General features: G+C 57.6%; 14 protein-coding genes and 1 tRNA gene. 8 read left to right on the forward strand and 7 right to left on the reverse strand.

Annotated elements, in window-relative coordinates; genetic code table 11:
* Positions 1 to 17: 17 nt before the first annotated feature.
* Positions 18 to 1,313 carry a site-specific DNA-methyltransferase gene (locus HMPREF2537_RS01015; protein WP_371326348.1) on the reverse strand — a complete coding sequence of 432 codons (1,296 nt, stop codon included), beginning with the start codon at positions 1,311 to 1,313 and terminating at the stop codon, positions 18 to 20.
* A 484-nt stretch (positions 1,314 to 1,797) separates the two neighbouring features.
* Here HMPREF2537_RS01015 and HMPREF2537_RS01020 point away from each other — a divergent pair, with 484 nt between their 5' ends.
* Both HMPREF2537_RS01020 and HMPREF2537_RS01025 read left to right on the forward strand, forming a co-directional pair.
* A complete protein-coding gene (locus HMPREF2537_RS01020; protein WP_070524841.1) occupies positions 1,798 to 2,004 on the forward strand; it encodes an antitoxin in 207 nt (68 codons plus the stop codon).
* A 240-nt stretch (positions 2,005 to 2,244) separates the two neighbouring features.
* Positions 2,245 to 3,654, forward strand: coding sequence for a TetR/AcrR family transcriptional regulator (locus HMPREF2537_RS01025; RefSeq protein WP_070524843.1), 1,410 nt, complete (start codon positions 2,245 to 2,247; stop codon positions 3,652 to 3,654).
* 337 nt (positions 3,655 to 3,991) lie between these two features.
* Here the strand turns inward: HMPREF2537_RS01025 and HMPREF2537_RS01030 are convergent.
* The 3 genes from HMPREF2537_RS01030 to HMPREF2537_RS01040 form a co-directional block, all read right to left on the reverse strand.
* Positions 3,992 to 4,065 (reverse strand) — tRNA-Pro (locus HMPREF2537_RS01030).
* Between the two features lie 89 nt (positions 4,066 to 4,154).
* The gene (locus tag HMPREF2537_RS01035; protein WP_070524844.1) at positions 4,155 to 4,553 is read right to left on the reverse strand and encodes a YchJ family protein; all 399 of its coding nucleotides are present in this window, start codon (positions 4,551 to 4,553) and stop codon (positions 4,155 to 4,157) included.
* Positions 4,554 to 4,560: 7 nt separating this feature from the next.
* Positions 4,561 to 5,739 (reverse strand): bifunctional alpha/beta hydrolase/OsmC family protein, encoded by a 1,179-nt coding sequence (locus HMPREF2537_RS01040; protein WP_210383602.1) that lies wholly within the window; start codon positions 5,737 to 5,739, stop codon positions 4,561 to 4,563.
* A 96-nt stretch (positions 5,740 to 5,835) separates the two neighbouring features.
* Here HMPREF2537_RS01040 and secA2 point away from each other — a divergent pair, with 96 nt between their 5' ends.
* The 5 genes from secA2 (at position 5,836) to HMPREF2537_RS01065 (ending at position 11,117) form a co-directional block, all read left to right on the forward strand.
* Positions 5,836 to 8,127 (forward strand): accessory Sec system translocase SecA2, encoded by a 2,292-nt coding sequence (gene secA2, locus HMPREF2537_RS01045; RefSeq protein ID WP_070524863.1) that lies wholly within the window; start codon positions 5,836 to 5,838, stop codon positions 8,125 to 8,127.
* Positions 8,128 to 8,214: 87 nt separating this feature from the next.
* Positions 8,215 to 8,646 carry an oxoglutarate dehydrogenase inhibitor Odhl gene (gene odhI, locus HMPREF2537_RS01050; protein ID WP_010186533.1) on the forward strand — a complete coding sequence of 144 codons (432 nt, stop codon included), beginning with the start codon at positions 8,215 to 8,217 and terminating at the stop codon, positions 8,644 to 8,646.
* Between the two features lie 117 nt (positions 8,647 to 8,763).
* Positions 8,764 to 9,519: a transcriptional regulator FtsR gene (locus tag HMPREF2537_RS01055; RefSeq protein ID WP_010186535.1), complete on the forward strand. Its 756-nt coding sequence runs from the start codon at positions 8,764 to 8,766 to the stop codon at positions 9,517 to 9,519.
* Between the two features lie 136 nt (positions 9,520 to 9,655).
* Positions 9,656 to 10,246: a bifunctional nuclease family protein gene (locus HMPREF2537_RS01060; RefSeq protein ID WP_070524848.1), complete on the forward strand. Its 591-nt coding sequence runs from the start codon at positions 9,656 to 9,658 to the stop codon at positions 10,244 to 10,246.
* 310 nt (positions 10,247 to 10,556) lie between these two features.
* The gene (locus tag HMPREF2537_RS01065; protein ID WP_210383604.1) at positions 10,557 to 11,117 is read left to right on the forward strand and encodes a MerR family transcriptional regulator; all 561 of its coding nucleotides are present in this window, start codon (positions 10,557 to 10,559) and stop codon (positions 11,115 to 11,117) included.
* A 129-nt stretch (positions 11,118 to 11,246) separates the two neighbouring features.
* Here the strand turns inward: HMPREF2537_RS01065 and HMPREF2537_RS01070 are convergent, their stop codons facing one another.
* Genes HMPREF2537_RS01070 through HMPREF2537_RS01080 form a run of 3 tightly spaced genes read right to left on the reverse strand, consistent with a single transcriptional unit; the run spans position 11,247 to position 14,247 of the window.
* On the reverse strand, positions 11,247 to 12,047 hold the full coding sequence (locus tag HMPREF2537_RS01070; protein WP_070524851.1) for a vWA domain-containing protein: 801 nt from the start codon (positions 12,045 to 12,047) through the stop codon (positions 11,247 to 11,249).
* A 56-nt stretch (positions 12,048 to 12,103) separates the two neighbouring features.
* Entirely contained in the window at positions 12,104 to 12,958 is an 855-nt protein-coding gene (locus HMPREF2537_RS01075) for a 3-methyladenine DNA glycosylase (protein ID WP_070524853.1), read from the reverse strand.
* Positions 12,955 to 14,247, reverse strand: coding sequence for a DEAD/DEAH box helicase (locus HMPREF2537_RS01080; protein WP_070524855.1), 1,293 nt, complete (start codon positions 14,245 to 14,247; stop codon positions 12,955 to 12,957). The genes HMPREF2537_RS01075 and HMPREF2537_RS01080 overlap by 4 nt, the downstream gene beginning before the upstream one ends.
* A gap of 115 nt (positions 14,248 to 14,362) precedes the next feature.
* Here HMPREF2537_RS01080 and HMPREF2537_RS01085 point away from each other — a divergent pair, with 115 nt between their 5' ends.
* A complete protein-coding gene (locus tag HMPREF2537_RS01085; protein ID WP_246818700.1) occupies positions 14,363 to 15,172 on the forward strand; it encodes a hypothetical protein in 810 nt (269 codons plus the stop codon).
* Positions 15,173 to 15,631 lie beyond the last annotated feature (459 nt).

Genomic DNA, 15,631 nt, shown 5'->3' on the forward strand with positions numbered 1-15,631 from the left:
CTGATGGACGGATCATTCTAGGTCAAGGTGAAGTGATCAAAGGGCACATCGAGTGAGTGGACCCGCGCGAGACAAATATCCGCAACCGTTTCAAAACCCGCTTGGCGCGCGGCGCTGGATGCCTCTGTGGGTGCAGGTATTTGCACTAGGTGGAAAGAACGTTGGCCACCGTCTTCGCTGTTGAGCTCAACGACAGCTTGGGCGGTAGTTCCCGAGCCGGCGAAAAAGTCTACGACTACCGCGTCTGGACCGCCGGCGATTGAGATGAGGTGTTTGATAAGCCGCACTGGTTTCGGGAAATCAAAGACACCCGTGGTGCCAAGCGCCTCCTCGGCATCACGGCGGCCCGTGCGCGTGACTCCGAACCGTTCCCCATCCATGATGGAGCGAGGCCGCGCACCTTTCTTTTCGTAGTTCTTGGTGTAGACAAAACCGCGCCTGAACACCAAATCATCGTAGTGCTCAGCGACCTTGTCCTTACCCCACCGCCAGCGGGCAACCTCTGATTTACCTTCTGGCTGGTGAGGCCAGTACTCGCGGCCATCGGGGGCGACGATGGGGAAGTCCAGACTGGGCAAGTAACCTAGGGTTTTAGAATCCAGCCGGACAAGGGAGTATTTGCCTTTTTCGTCGCTATGGTTGTAGCGGGTCGAGGTCTGCGCCTCCATATCCACGTTGAATCCGTTGTTCGCTGGGGACTTTGCGTAACACAGGACGTATTCGTGCTCTAATACGGCATACTTCGAGTCATTCTTGCCGGTGCCACCCTTCTTCCAAATGAGTTGGCCTGCAAAGCAATCCTCCCCAAAAACTTCATTAAGGATCAGACGTAGATGGGCGCACTCCGATTCGCCGATGGACACCAGGATGAAGCCTGTATCAGCAAGAACCTCACGCGCGAGAATCAAGCGCGGCAACATCATGGAAAGCCATTCGGCATGCCATTGACCAAAATGCTCTGAGTGCATGTCGCGGCGCTGCCGGAAGTTGTCGCGATAGACAAAGTCTTTACCAGTGTTATACGGCGGGTCGATGTAGATGACATCCGCGCGTAAACCCCGTGCGATAAAATCATTCAGCGCTGCTAGATTATCTGCCACGTTAACGCTGTTGGGGGATGAACCGCGGCCGCTGATGAGCGTTCGTTTGCTTAGAACTTCTTCTTTGGCCAGCGCAGCAGCTTGTTCCTTACCCGGCCAGACAAGGCCGAATCCTGATTCCGTCTCTGTAGAAGTGCTCTTCACGGAGGAAGATGAGATGTGACGAGAGTGCGGGGCAGGACGAGGAGCTGGGGTGGTATGAGACGAAGACATCGTGGTGGTTGCTGTGATGGTGATAGAGGTTAAGGGCTAACAGGGCGATTAGGATTAGACGCTCTATATTCGCCTCATGCGACGAAGAGCGAAAAGCGCACATAGAGAATTGTGTACTCAGAGTACAAGCCTTCACAAATGAGAGGGTGACGGCAAGCGCCAAGTTGTTGAACGAAAAGGGGTAGATGGTGGGGGTGGGGCAACGATTCCTTTCTTAACTTTCTCAGAGTGCAAGATTTCGCATAGGCATTGTGCTGTTGACGGCGTCAATCAATAACTTTTGTGGCGAAGAATCTGGGGCGTCGGTACGGTGGGGTGACATGCTGGCGTGCAGGCCGAGTGTAGCGACCATAGTGCATTTGTTCGCCGCGTTGGGAGTTGAGGAAAGCTACGTACGATAGCAGGAATCACTCGGACGTAGAGGTATTCGGCTGTTGTTGGCCAGCACTGTTAGAAATAGTGATCCAACGAAAGGACCGTAGAAATGGGTATTTTTGACAAAGCAAAGGACGCGCTGAACACCGATAAGGGTGAGCAGATTTCGGATAGCGCACTGGACAAGGGTGCAGAACTGGCTAAGGGAAAGCTGGGCGAGGATAAGGCAGATAAGATTGACTCTGCGCGTGACCAGCTTGATGAGCGCATTGGCAACCAGGGTGCTGAGGCCCCCAAGGGTGATGAGCAGAAGTAAAGCCTTTCCGACTCTCCGGCATGACAGCTTTAGACAGTTGGGCATGCCGTGTAACTCAAAAGGTCCTGTCCGCGAGGCGGGCAGGACTGTATAAGTTTTGTGGTGGTGCATAGTTCTTTGTGATTTTGGTTCGGTCATGGAGTCATAGGTGCCGGGCTGAACACTGTGAAAACTCTATAAATATTCCTATCTTGCGTTTATGGAACTAAAAAGGGCTATTTCCTAGGTAGGCTAATCACTGTGATTACTTCAGTTGGTGTGGAACGCGGTAACCGGCCCTCTCGGCAGCTACTTATTGAGCAAGCCGGCCGGGTCATTGCCAAGGCGGGCATTGATGAAGTCCGTCTTCGCGAGGTAGCAGACCAAGTCGATGTGCCCTTTGCGGAAGCTCAGGCGCTGTTTGCTTCTGAGGCTGAGCTTGTTGAAGCCACTAAACACTCGCTCAATGACGCATTGACCTCAGTAGTCGATTTGCATCTAGAACGCCTTCCTGAAAACGCAACTGCAGTGGATAAGCTTCGGGCCACAGGTCTGTCATATTTTTCTTTTGCGGTTGAGGATCCTTCTGCCTTCGCGGCATTTACTGGAGTCCACGCAACGCCGCGGTTGGGGCTTACAGCGGAGGATTTCGCCAATCCCGATGGGCGCGCTGAGAAGTGTCCTATTATGCGAATCCTTTTTGAGCTGACTGAAGAAGCGATTAAGGAATCTGGCGGCCCAGAGCTTGATGCAAAGGGGACGCTGCTTTCAGCGTTGTCTATCTTCTCGCATCTGCACGGCGTAACGCAGCTCGCTGCTGAAGGAATCCTGCGCTACCTTTCGCCAGCAGCAAAGAAGCAGACGTTTAGTGCTGTTATGGATACTCTCAGCGTTGGGCTTTACCCGTTCTTTAGGGGTGAGCGAATTGAACGCGCCATTCCTTATGGCTTGGTGGGCAAGCAGCCGGAAGTGCTTTTGACAAAGGCTAAGGATCTTCCACGCGCGACAGAAGAAGAGCAGCGTTCAGCGCTACTTCGGGGTGCTGTCGAGGAAGTTCTGGATCGTGGTGTAACCGGGCTGCACATTGGCGGGGCTGCAAAGCGCGCAGGTCTGAGAGTTCAAGAGGCTGAACACCTTATTGAAAGTGATCAGGAGCTGGCAAGCTACCTTGAGCGCTACCTGGACAAGATCAACTATGAGTTCATCTACCGTCAGGTCGCTGCTCTGCCGGAAGGCTCCAGTTCCATATCTAAGATCAAGGCCACTGGTTATGGGTATGTTTCGCACGCCCTGTATGACCCTCAAGGATTCGATGCGCTGATCAAGATCGCATCTGGGCCAATTGTTCCCATGTCATTCGAAGATGACTTCCTTCCGAATGCAAACAAGGCGGTCGAGCTCAAGCGCGACTTTAGCGAATTTGGACGAGCCTTTGGCTTCATTATGTCTCTTGTACGCGAGGTCATCGACGAGGTTGATGGGCCTCGCACCCCGTGGGTACTTTTTACCCTTGTCATTTCGGTATGGGCGGGCGCTCACGGTCTCTCCATGCTGAGCACGAAGGGGCCATTGCGTGGTTATGACTCAGACTTTATTTTTGAGGTCCTCACTCAGTATATGGATATCGAATTTGGCGGCATCATGCGAAGCCTCAGCGGTATGGCAAACTAGATTGACTTTCGTGGCCGTGCCGCGTTCCTAGTTGGCCTTAATCTTCATCACGGTTAATCTCCACTTCCTTAAGGGGAAGAGGAGATTTTTCTTCTTTATTCTTCCGTCTGGAGTTACTTTGTGGTGGGTGAGATATGCGTATTTTCTAGGTGCATATTGTGTGGCCGGAGGAGGAGAAGGCCCGCCGGAGTCGGAGGAGGCGCGCTGTTTGGCGACGACGCACTAGGCACTCTGAAGTTCTGAAGTACGGTGGGCTAGCCCGCTAGCCCGCCTGAGACCGCGAATGGCGAACGTGAGAAAAGGCTGGCCAGAAGCGCTCTGACCAGCCTGAATGCTGTCGGACTAACAGGATTTGAACCTGCGACCCCTACACCCCCAGTGTAGTGCGCTACCAAACTGCGCCATAGTCCGCCGTCGCACCGTTTGGTGCAACTGCTACAGATTACACCAGTAGTATTCGCTTCGACAAAATCCCTGTTCACCCTTTGTTTTAGAGGCAGCTAAAGCTCGCCGGTGGAATAGACCCATTTCCCGCCTTGGCGGCGGAAAGAGGAGCGTTCCCGCTGAGAGCCCTTGGCAGCGCCCTTATAGAAGGCCTCGAATTCCACGATGCCGGTCTGGTCCAAGGGGCCGCCCGCGACGGTGTCGATAATGTCGAGGCGATAAAAGCGAATGCCGGTCTCGGCAAGATCCAGACGTTCGGGTCGAGTTTCGGGGTCCCAAGTGCGCAACAAATAGTCCTCGTCGCCGGTGACGAAAGCACTGAAACGTGAGCGCATCAATGCCTCCGCTGAGGGAGCAGGCGTGCCCGCGTGGTAGCGCGAGCAGCACTCGCCAAACGTCAAACCAGTTCCGCATGGGCAGCGGGCGGCGGGGTCAAGGGGGTTGAGAACGATCATGGGTGGTCTATCCCGCAGTGATTCTCACGGTGGTGGTGACATCCACGGCCAGGAGGGGATCGATGGTGGAGGCTGCGGCGGCGTCGCCAAGCGCGCGTTGTTGGTCCGCAGTGAGGGAGGCCGGGAGCGTCACCGTTCGCGTAAAGCGAGTCTCAGACTCTTGGGTAACGCTGACGGACACCGACTCGAGAGCCTTCGCGTCAATTTTGTGCGCCTTGCCCGCCGCCATGACGGCCTGGGTGCTTGCCGTAACCAATGCGGACATGAGGAGGCCCTCAGCGGTAAATCCTTGGCCTTTACCGCCGTTCTTCTTCGTGCGGTCAGCGCTCACAGAGCGGTCATTGTGGCGCACGACGACGCCCATCCTGGTTCCTACTGCTGGGATGGCTACTGCGGAATCTTCAGCGACCGTTGCGGGAAGGTTTTCCGGGACAACGAACTGCTCCGCCCACGCGCCAATGAGATCGGCCGCGCGGGCTGCCGCGCCTTGTTTAGTCAAGAGGTGATCAGCCTTGTCCAAAGCGACGAGAGACTTGGGGTAGCGCGTAGTGCGGAAGATGTTCTGGGCGTTATCGATGCCAACGGTCTGATCAATTGGGGAGTGCAGCACCATGAGAGGCTTACGCAGACGCGGAAGGTATGCCTCTGGGTTGGTATCAGCAAGGTCTTCGAGGAAAAGGCGCGAAATAGTCAGCGCGCGGCCACCCAAGGTGACCTCTACCTCGCCATTGGCATCGACCTGGCCAATCTTGTCGGCGTAGTGCAGCACAGAGTGCGCGGGATCGAAAGGGGCGCCAATGGTGGCGACGGCCTTGAGGGAACGAATGTCATTGGCTGCTGCGAGAGCGGCCGCGCCGCCCAGCGAGTGGCCCATGAGCAGCTGCGGCGCGGAATAATTCTTGACCAGCCAGTCGGCGGCGGCCTGGATATCAGCAACATTTTGGCTGAAACATGTGTCCGCGAAATTTCCTTCGGATTGGCCTAGGCCAGGAAAATCGAAGCGCAGGGTAGCGATGCCAAAGTTAGTCAGCTGCTTGCTCACGCGGGCAGCGCCCGGGGTATGGCGCGAACCGGCAAAGCAGTGCGCAAAGATGGCGAAGGCTTGCGGAGGGGAGTCAGGGAAGTCGATGGTTCCGGCCATCGTGGTACCGGTGCTGGAGGGGAGCGACACGTTCACGGATTGCATGACCATAAGGATATAAGGGCGAACGCACGCCTGCGAACCGGGGTTGACTAGAGTCGATAGAAGACCTGTATGACGCACAAGGATGGAGGAGTGCTCATGGGCGCATTCGATTGGTTCTGGAAGGCAATGGGCGCGCAGTCCGAACGCAACAATAAGAAGTCGAAAGCCGTTGTAACGGCCGCAGATTCCGCGGTGGAGGATATCGCGAACCTGTCGGATGCAGAGGTTGCCGCCACCGCACGGGAGTGCGTGAAGGACGGCAAGATCGCGGATAAGTCCCGCTTCCTCGCAGCCCTGGCCGTGGCCAGTGAACGCAAGCTTGGCATGCGTCCTTTTACAGTCCAATCCCAAGCTGTGCTGCGACTTCTTGAAGGTGACGTTATCCAGATGGCCACCGGCGAGGGAAAGACGCTGGTGGGCGCCATGGCCGCGACTGGTTTCGCGCTCACCGGTAAGCGCGTGCACCTGGTGACAGTCAACAATTATCTAGCAGCGCGTGATGCCGAATGGATGCGCCCGCTCGTGGAATTCTTTGGACTCACGGTGGCCTCGGTAACGGAGAAGCTCGGCGCGGAAGAACGCCGCGCGGCCTACCTATCCGACATCATCTATGCGCCAGTCAATGAGCTCGGTTTCGACGTGCTACGGGATAACCAGATCACGTCCCGCGAGCAGACGGTGCAAGCGCGCGCGGATGTGGCGTTGGTGGATGAAGCGGATTCTGTGCTTGTCGACGAAGCCCTCGTCCCACTCGTCCTCGCCGGAAATCGCCCCGGTGAGGAATCTACGGGCCACATCACCAACGTGGTCACCCGGCTGCGCGAGGAACAGGACTACGTTATCGCGGAGGATGGGCGCACGGTCGCGCTCACCGATGAGGGCGCGGCACGCGTGGAGCGCGAATTGGGCCTCGACTCTCTCTACTCGGAGGAGAACATCGGCTCCGTGCTAGTTAAAGTCAACTTGGCGCTGCACGCTAAGGCATTGCTTATCCGCGATATTCACTACATCATCACGGAAGGAAAGCTGCAGCTTATCGACGCCTCCCGCGGCCGCGTCGCCGAACTGCAGCGCTGGCCGGATGGCCTTCAAGCGGCGGTGGAGGCCAAGGAAGGCTTGGAGGTATCGGAAGGCGGGCGCATCCTCGACACCATTACGCTCCAGGAGCTCATGCGGCGCTATCCGCTGGTGTGCGGCATGACCGGTACCGCAGTGGAGGCAACAGACCAACTGCGTCAGTTTTATGACCTGCACGTCTCCGTCATCGACCGTAACAAGGAACTGCAGCGCTTCGACGAACCTGACCGCATTTATGCCTCCGTGGATGAAAAATCCCGTGCCGTCGTCAATGAAATCGTGGCAATTAATAGAACTGGACAGCCGGTGCTCGTGGGTACCCACGACGTTGCTGAATCAGAAGACCTCGCCGAAGCCCTCCGGGCACGGGGGATTACGGTCAACGTCCTTAACGCAAAGAATGATGAGGACGAGGCGCGCATCGTCGCGGAAGCAGGTGACGTGGGGCGAGTGACCGTGTCCACCCAGATGGCGGGCCGCGGCACCGATATCAAGCTTGGCGGCGCGGATGAGTCAGACCGTGAAGCCGTTGTTGAGAAGGGCGGATTGGCAGTGCTCGGCACGTCACGCCACCGCTCCTCTCGTTTGGATAACCAGTTGCGCGGGCGTGCAGGCCGCCAAGGAGATCCCGGGAAGTCTCTCTTCTTTGTCTCCTTGGAGGATGACGTGGTCAAACAGGGTGGGGAAGATGAATCCTTGTCCGCGCGACCTGATGCCAACGGGCTTATTGACTCCAAGCGGGTTCGTGATTTCATCGCGCACTGCCAGCGCGTGACCGAGGGCCAACTGCTGGAGATTCATGCACAGACATGGAAATACAACCAGCTGCTCGCGGATCAGCGCATCATCATCGATGAACGCCGTGCCAAGCTGCTCGATACCGATCAAGCCTGGCAGGAGTTGGCTGAGCGGGCGCCCGAACGTGCCGCTGAGCTGGCTGATATTCCTGCGTCGGCTCGTGAGCGGGCTGCCCGCGAGATTATGCTGTATCACCTAGATTTGGCGTGGGCCGACCACCTGGAGCTGATGGATGACGTTCGTGAATCTATCCACTTGCGCGCCATCGCTCGCGAAACGCCTATCGACGAGTACCACCGCATCGCGGTGCGTGAATTCAAGGACTTGGCGCAGCGGGCAGTTGATGATGCTCTTGATACTTTTAAGACTGTGCTTATTGATTCTGAGGGTGCCCACCTAGAGGATCATGGGCTGTCCCGACCGAGCGCCACGTGGACTTATATGGTCTCTGATAACCCACTATCTGGGGGCGGAAACTCCGTGCTCAAGGGCATAGGAAACATTTTCCGCTAATGTAAATGCGCCAGAGGTGACTCGCGCGGACAGCGGAGTCGCTAATATGGAATGAGTCAACATCGATCCGACCCTTCGGAGGTAAAAATGAGCGAGAATACCGGAACGCCGGAACCGCAGGCAGAGACTACTTCTGTCTTCCGCGCTGATCTTCTCAAGGAGATGGAAAACGGCACCGCGGCGGGTTCTGACGCCTCCGTTGCCGGCGCTGAGAACCTGGCAGAGGGCCAGGCGTTGCTCGTCGTAAAGCGTGGCCCTAACGCTGGCGCACGCTTCCTGCTGGATCAGCCGACCACCACCGCTGGACGCCACCCAGAAGCAGATATTTTCCTTGATGATGTCACGGTGTCCCGCCGCCATGCCGAGTTCCGCGCCAAAGATGGCCAATTTGAGGTTGTCGATGTCGGATCGCTCAACGGCACCTACGTCAACCGTGAGCCGCGCAACGCGCAGGTGCTGGAAGTAGGCGATGAAATCCAGATCGGTAAGTTCCGCCTGGTATTTATTGCCCCTAAATAAAATAGTTCTAGTTAGTAGGAACTAGTTGGGGACGAGGGGAGTAGGTTTATCTCGCTCCCTATCCACGTTCCCGCTGTGTCCAAGTGAAACCGTGTAGAAAGCAGTAGTAGTCCTATCGTGAGTGCGCAGAAGTCCACCGCCGCTGCCGCAGCAGCGTCTTCCGTGGCCAAGAAGACCAAGCCTGCTAAGCAGAAGCCTATGTCCATTGGCGTAACGCTGAAGCACGTTCAGAAGCAATTCCCGGACGTGACGGTGTCGAAGATTCGCTTCTTGGAATCCGAGGGGCTGATTACTCCGGAGCGCACCGCAAAGGGCTACCGTCGCTATTACCAAAAGGACTTGGACCGCCTGCGCTACATTCTGACCGCGCAGCGTGATCACTACACCCCGCTCAAGGTCATTCGGGAACAGCTGGATGCAATGGACTCGGGGCAGGTGACGGCTATTGTTTCCTCCCAGGCTGAGGCCCTCATCAGCGCTGAGCAGCTACGTGCCCCGGTGGTCACCAGGCTTACCGACGCCGACGTGGCCGACCAAGCCGGAACCACGCAGGAAAACATCGCGAAACTGGTCTCGGTGGGCCTGATCAAGCCGGATCCGGCGGGCTTCTTTGACACGGATGATGTGTCCATCGTTTCCGCGGCCGTCGCGCTGGAGTCCTTTGGGCTCGAGGCGCGGCAGTTGAAATCGCTGCGCAATGCTGCCCGCCGCCAGGCGGACATGATTTCGCAGGTGGCAACTCCGGTTGCGCATTCGAAGTCTGATACTGCCCCGCAACAGGCCGAAGAGCTGTCCCAGCAGATGGCGGCCCTGGTTTTATCGCTTCACGGGACGTTGGTCAAAACCGAGCTTCGCGACGAATTCCGACCTTAAGTCTTTCTAGGGCATTGATTCCTGGACCCGCGATGGAATGGCATGCGCCCAAGCTTCGCGACGACTTCTCGTGCCTTTCCGAGTATCTCTACGCCGCCTAGTTCATGTGTAAGAAAAGTGTGTAAAAGTGGGTCCCATGACTACTGAAGTACTGAAATTTCTAGGAATCCATCCCGTCGGTCCCGAGAACAATCTGTGTGCTCTTTTCTACTGGGAAGAGGCGGACCGCCACGTGCCAGTGTGGGTCTCACCGATTGATGGGGCGCGCGTGCTGCAAGTCCTCGAGCGGCATTTCAACGCGCGGCCAAGCACCTACGAGCTGCTCATCGCCTTCGCGGACCAGCTCGACGGCATTGAGCACATCTGCGTCTCCGAGTATCGCAAGGGCGTTTTCATGGTTGATCTCGTGGACGGAACCGGCGAAGAGCACGATGCCCGTTTGTCCGATGCACTCGTCTTGGCAGACCACTATGGGCTGCCCATCCATTTTGAAAAAGACGTGCTCGACGAGGTGGCCATCTACATTAGCGACGAGGACCTCAAAGAGTATTACGGCCTAGAGCGCGAGGCGGAATCCCCGGAGACCTTTCCAGAAAAGCGCATGCGTGATTTTCAAGAGCGAGCCGCTCAGCAGAATTCGCAGGACGATGATGACTTCGAGCAGATGATGCGTGATTCTGGCATATCGGAGGAGGACTTGCTCGGTGGAGAGGAAGGCGAAGACTAACTCCATCACTGCGAGGAGCCTAAGTTCCCCGTGGTTCAATATCGCACTTATGCCCTAAACCGGCCTTGATGGACACAGCGGCGCCTTGCGGGCGCCGCGTTTTTGTGCTGCCAGTGATAATTTTTAATGACACGCGTGTGACTAATGATGACAAAGTGAATCAAAAAGTCTAAAGTTCTACTAGAGGTTCACGCCGGACGACTCTTGACGCCGTCGCAGACGTGCCCTTTAATAGAAAAACAGAACTCCCCTCAAGTATCACTGGAGTAATTACGTGAGCAGTAAGAATGATCGTTCTGAGTCCAGCGCCATGCCGCTCGACGATGTCGCAGCCAACACCTACGTTCAGGAATCCCTCTTCGATGTAGGACCTGATGAGGAACTGGGCTACCGCGTTCCCATCGCTTGTCAGGTGGCTGGAATCACCTATCGCCAGCTGGACTACTGGGCGCGTACCGACTTGGTCAAGCCCTCGATCCGTACCGCCCGTGGCTCTGGTTCCCAGCGCTTGTACTCTTTTAAGGACGTACTGGTCCTGAAGATTGTCAAGCGCCTTCTGGATACCGGAATCTCCCTCCAGAACATCCGCCTCGCCGTGGAATCTCTGCGCGACCGCGGCGTCAATGATCTTGCTGAGCTCACCTTGGTATCGGACGGCACCACGGTCTACGAGTGCCGCTCTAACGACGAAGTTATTGACCTGCTGGCCGGCGGCCAGGGCGTGTTCGGAATCGCCGTGCCGGGTATTCTCAAGGAACTCTCTGGCACGATTACTTCCTTCCCAGCCGAGCGTGTTGTGGAGGAAGAAGACATCGACGTTGTCATTGGCCTCGACGAGCTAGCCGCTCGCCGCAAGCGCAAGACCTCCTAAAACTCTGCCGCAGGCAACCGCCGCTGCTCCTCCAGCGCACTGCAGCTCACGTCAGTGCCGTAGAGGATGTGGCGGCGTTTTGCTGTGCAGCCCTGGTTTTAGGTGACCGTACACCGCCGGTTGCGCATATTACGCCCCAGCGGCGCTCGTGATGCTTTCTTGGGCATCGGAGGGATTCGAGACAGTGGAGTAAACATCGGCGAGTTTCTCCAGTTCCACGTCCTTCTCGGCATCACCAATATGCACCACGGTCAAACTAACGCCCTCACCACGAGCGTTTTTGGCCGCCTCCGCAAAGCTTGCGTCATCCATATCTTGTTGGGTTCCCGTGGTAATCAGCACGACGCGAGTGTTCTCTCCGCTTCCAGCTGTTTGATCCGTGGCGTTATCGAGTGCCGCTACGACGGCGCTGCGTGTCTGTGGAACACCACCGGTGCCGAACTGCCCCACGGCAAAGGCGACGTTCTCGGCGTCGCCATAAGCAACATTTTGACGGAAGCCCACGGTGGCAGTCGCGGAAATGGGGGAGGAATAGTTCCAGAGAGCCACCTGGCTTCCCTTCGCGCCGACGGCCGACGCCGCCTCCGCCACGCCCTGAGTCACCGTATCGAAGTACGGCGCAAGGTTGTCGGAAGTATCGAGGAGGAACAGCGTATTCGGCGCGACATCTTCAGGGGCCTTGTTCTCCGAGGTGGGCGTGGTCGAAGAAGGCAGCTCTGATTCCGAAGACTTGGCCTCAGTGCTGGTGGGGGTCTCCTCAGCAGAAGTCGCGGAGGTTGTGTCTGCAGCCACTGTCTCAGTGTTTGAGGAGTCCCCCTCCCGGAAAAGGAAGAAACCGCCGATGGCCAAGGCTAACACCGCCAGGATGGCCACGATGATGACCCACGGTGCAAATGCGTAGTTATTCTTACCATCCGAGTGCCGGGCCATCTTTTTCCTTCCGCGCTGAGGTCTCGGGGCCGCGCAATGCGTCCCGACGGGTCACATCAATGGTTCCTCATTGTAGCGGCTAGCGTAGCCCGAATTTGGGAGACAAGCCGCGCACGGAGTGGCTCGGAGGCGTCGGCAAGCGCGCGTTGGCGCCGTACATACTCCGACTTTCCCTCGGACGTTTCGATAGGTACGACACCAAAGCCCCATTCGCGACAATCATAAGGAGAGGCCTCCATATCGAGCGTGCGTGCGGCGACGGCCAGCCGGAAGGTGTCAAGAAACAGCTCACCCGGCACCAACGGCCCCAATTTCCACGCCCACTTATAGAGATCCATGTTCACATGGACGCACCCTGCTTGGTCGTTTTCCGGCTGGTCTTCGCGATTCAGCACCGTGAGATTGAGCGGCCGCGCGGGCTCCGTAAAGAAACGGAAGGCATCGTAGTGCGTGCATTTAATGCGGTGCTTGTCGACGACCTCATTCGTCCCCTCCGCCCCTAACCGCAACGGCAGATCATGTCGGGGAGAATCGGTGTGGTACACCATGGCCCATTCATGCAGTCCAAAACAATCAAACTGGGTGGGGTTACGTGTGGTCTTCTCCAACAAGTCCAGGATGTAGCGCACGGTACCGCCGCGGCGCTCGAGGAAGGCCTCGGCGTCTACCGTGATTCCCTCAGCAGTGCGGTGGTAGTAGCGCCAGTCGCCGTGTGGAGCGTCCCCTGCCAGAGTGATGCCTACCCCTGGGTGCCAACGACGGAGATGCGAAGGGCGAACAGGGTAGTACTCGAAGAGGAAGTCGTAGACAGGGTGGTAGGAGCCTGGGTGGCGATAGCGCGCGAGGAACTCATCTGCTGACTCTTCATGCTTGCGCATCTGAGCTTGCCAGTCTGTGGGCTGCAGAATCATCGTTGACCTGCGTTGCCCCGTCGGCGGCGCGGGTTACGGCGGCGCTGGCCTTGGTTACCTGCTCGTTGACGCGAAGGCTGTTGCTGGTGTGGTGGCCCGAGCGGTTCACCCTTTGGCTTGCGTGCACCGGTCATCTGGGCAAGCTCAGGACTGCTGGCGGGGTTGGCGCGGTCGCTGATGTCGAGGTCGGTGTGTTTGACCCCGGCTTTCGCAATGAGTTTGGCCACTTCGTTGCGCTGTTCATCAGTGACGAGCGTGACCACGGTGCCTGAATCTCCACCGCGGGCCGTGCGGCCGGAACGGTGCAGGTAGGCCTTGTGTTCCGCGGGCGGGTCAACGTGGACGACGAGGGAAACGTCCGCGATGTCGATTCCACGCGCGGCGATGTCGGTGGCGACGAGCACCGGAACGCTGCCGTCGGCGAAGCCTTCTATAGCCTTCGTCCGCGAACCCTGGCCCTTATCGCCGTGGAGAGGCAGCGCATTGATTCCGACTCTGCGGAGCTTCTTGGCCTGCCTGTCGACGCCGTGCTTAGTGCGCATGAACATGATGGTCTTGCCTTTGCGGGCACCCAGGCGCAGGATGACGTCGTTGCGCGCCTCACGGGTGCCGATGAAAATCAGATGGTGTTCCATCGTGTCCACGGCGGCCTCGACGGGTGCGGTGGAGTGAGTTACGGGCTCGTGCATGAACTGCTCGACCAGCTTGTTCACCTCACCGTCGAGAGTGGCGGAGAAGAGCAAACGCTGGCCTTCTTCAGGGGTGAGCTTGAGCAGTTTGCGCACCTGGGGAAGGAATCCCATATCCGCCATCTGGTCGGCCTCGTCGAGGGCAGTGATGGTGACGTGGTCGAAGAAGAGCTTGCCCTGGTCGATAAGATCCTGTGCGCGCCCCGGTGTTGCAACGAGCAGGTCGACTGGGCGCGCAAGTGAGCGAATGTGGTTGTTGATGTTGACGCCTCCGACCACCGCAAGCACACGCAGGCCGAGGGCAGCTGCCGGTTCTTCCAGGCGCTGCTGGATCTGGGTCGCCAGCTCACGTGTTGGCGCCAGAACCAGCCCACGTGGGCGCGCTGGGCGGGAAACTCCGGATTCTGCCAGCCGGGACAACATAGGAAGACCGAACGTAAAGGTCTTCCCCGAACCGGTGGGGCCGCGGCCGAGGACGTCCTTGCCGGAGAGGGCGTCGGGAATCGCAGCTTCTTGGATAGGGAAGGGGGTCGTGATGCCCTGCTTATCTAGAACACGGACAACATCGCGGGGGAGGCCGAGATCGGCGAAAGTACTCATCGGTTGGCAGTCTAATGCGCAGCGCCGCCAGACCGAAAAGCTAGGACGGGGAACGGGCCTCGCGTCCTGCATTTTTCAGGATATTGTGACGTGGTTCTCTGTTAGATTGATGGGCATGACGAACCCTTTCGCTAACCCGCAACAACCGCCCGGTGGATTTGGCCAGAACCCACAGCAAGGGCAACCAGCGCACAACCAAGTACCGCCCGGATTTAACAATCAGAATCAAGGGCCTAACGCCAGCGGACCAGCAATGCCGCAGCCGCCGGAAAAGAAGTCAAGCTCGAAGAAGGTGCTGTGGATTGTACTAGCAGTAGTCCTTGTACTCGCTATTATCGCAGCCGTCGCAGTCGTTGCTGCAGTTTCCTTCTTCAAGGATGTCGCGGCCGATTTCGACGAGGCACCACGAGACGTCGCGGCTTCCGACGACGCGTATTGGAACAGCACGTACGACGCTGATGATGTCGACAGGATCCGCGCCTCTGAGGAAGCTGCTCCGGTACCCGCGCCGCTTATTGAGCTTTCGGACGAGTGCTATGAGGACACGTCTTTCTTTGGGCAGTCGGACTTTCTGAGCCTGGATGTACAGTGGGTTCCGACGATCTCTTGTATCTATGGCCCGGACAGGGAGTTCGTGGCTCAGTACACAGAGAACGCGGACGCGATTCGCGATACAGAAAGCGTTGGGCTGAGCGATTCCGTTGAGGACTTCACTTCGGCCCGCGGTTCTCAGATTGCCGCCTTTGGTGAGGCAGAGGAGTACGTGATTGCGGAAGTGCTTGAGGACGGTAGCGCGGTCATCGAGTACGTCATGGATGGCTATGACGACAACGGAGACGAAGCTGACTTGAATGATTTAGCAACCTATCTTGTGGGTGCAGGCATCCTTGAGCTGACTCCGGGAGGCCCGCCGGTGGATGCCTAGCTTTTAGCGGCGCACGTCCCTCCCATTCGCCAGCCGCACAGCCCGCGAGGGCGTATTTGTTATACGCAGACTGTGCGGAAAGGCGGGGTAGCGGGCGGCAGAGGATTCGGCCGACGTCGCTCCAGGTTGATGCCTTTCGAGTGCTGGCCTGAAAGTGTTTCGCTGCGGTTGCTCATCGGACGGTTGACTTGTTGTCACGCACCACAGGTGTCCCGTTAATCTTTTGGTTGGCGGGTTTCGTTCTTTAAGGGCTAAAGGGCCCACTGCTCCCGCTGTGTTTTGCGGCATGTGAACCGTGGCCTGGGATCTCCTAGTTTCCCGCGTACCTTGTTGTGGTTTGTGGGTGGTGTTGAACTGAAGGATCGCCGATGTGCCCGTCAACGTTGCTGTGGTTGACGGGTTCTTCCATCAGGGGCGGTGTAGGTGGTCGGCGCTGTCCTTTCTGTTTCTGCTGTGTGT

The sequence above is a fragment of the Corynebacterium sp. HMSC074E01 genome, assembly GCF_001808885.1.
In the GTDB taxonomy this organism is placed as follows: domain Bacteria; phylum Actinomycetota; class Actinomycetes; order Mycobacteriales; family Mycobacteriaceae; genus Corynebacterium.

What these genes read in the sequence shown, in the direction of transcription:
- HMPREF2537_RS01070 (WP_070524851.1), bottom strand. Translation starts at nt 12,047, where the DNA reads ATGGCCCGGCACTCGGATGGTAAGAATAACTACGCATTTGCACCGTGG.
- HMPREF2537_RS01035 (WP_070524844.1), bottom strand. Translation starts at nt 4,553, where the DNA reads ATGATCGTTCTCAACCCCCTTGACCCCGCCGCCCGCTGCCCATGCGGA.
- HMPREF2537_RS01075 (WP_070524853.1), bottom strand. Translation starts at nt 12,958, where the DNA reads ATGATTCTGCAGCCCACAGACTGGCAAGCTCAGATGCGCAAGCATGAA.
- HMPREF2537_RS01020 (WP_070524841.1), top strand. Translation starts at nt 1,798, where the DNA reads ATGGGTATTTTTGACAAAGCAAAGGACGCGCTGAACACCGATAAGGGT.
- HMPREF2537_RS01015 (WP_371326348.1), bottom strand. Translation starts at nt 1,313, where the DNA reads ATGTCTTCGTCTCATACCACCCCAGCTCCTCGTCCTGCCCCGCACTCT.
- secA2 (WP_070524863.1), top strand. Translation starts at nt 5,836, where the DNA reads ATGGGCGCATTCGATTGGTTCTGGAAGGCAATGGGCGCGCAGTCCGAA.
- odhI (WP_010186533.1), top strand. Translation starts at nt 8,215, where the DNA reads ATGAGCGAGAATACCGGAACGCCGGAACCGCAGGCAGAGACTACTTCT.
- HMPREF2537_RS01080 (WP_070524855.1), bottom strand. Translation starts at nt 14,247, where the DNA reads ATGAGTACTTTCGCCGATCTCGGCCTCCCCCGCGATGTTGTCCGTGTT.
- HMPREF2537_RS01040 (WP_210383602.1), bottom strand. Translation starts at nt 5,739, where the DNA reads ATGCAATCCGTGAACGTGTCGCTCCCCTCCAGCACCGGTACCACGATG.
- HMPREF2537_RS01065 (WP_210383604.1), top strand. Translation starts at nt 10,557, where the DNA reads ATGCCGCTCGACGATGTCGCAGCCAACACCTACGTTCAGGAATCCCTC.
- HMPREF2537_RS01060 (WP_070524848.1), top strand. Translation starts at nt 9,656, where the DNA reads ATGACTACTGAAGTACTGAAATTTCTAGGAATCCATCCCGTCGGTCCC.
- HMPREF2537_RS01085 (WP_246818700.1), top strand. Translation starts at nt 14,363, where the DNA reads ATGACGAACCCTTTCGCTAACCCGCAACAACCGCCCGGTGGATTTGGC.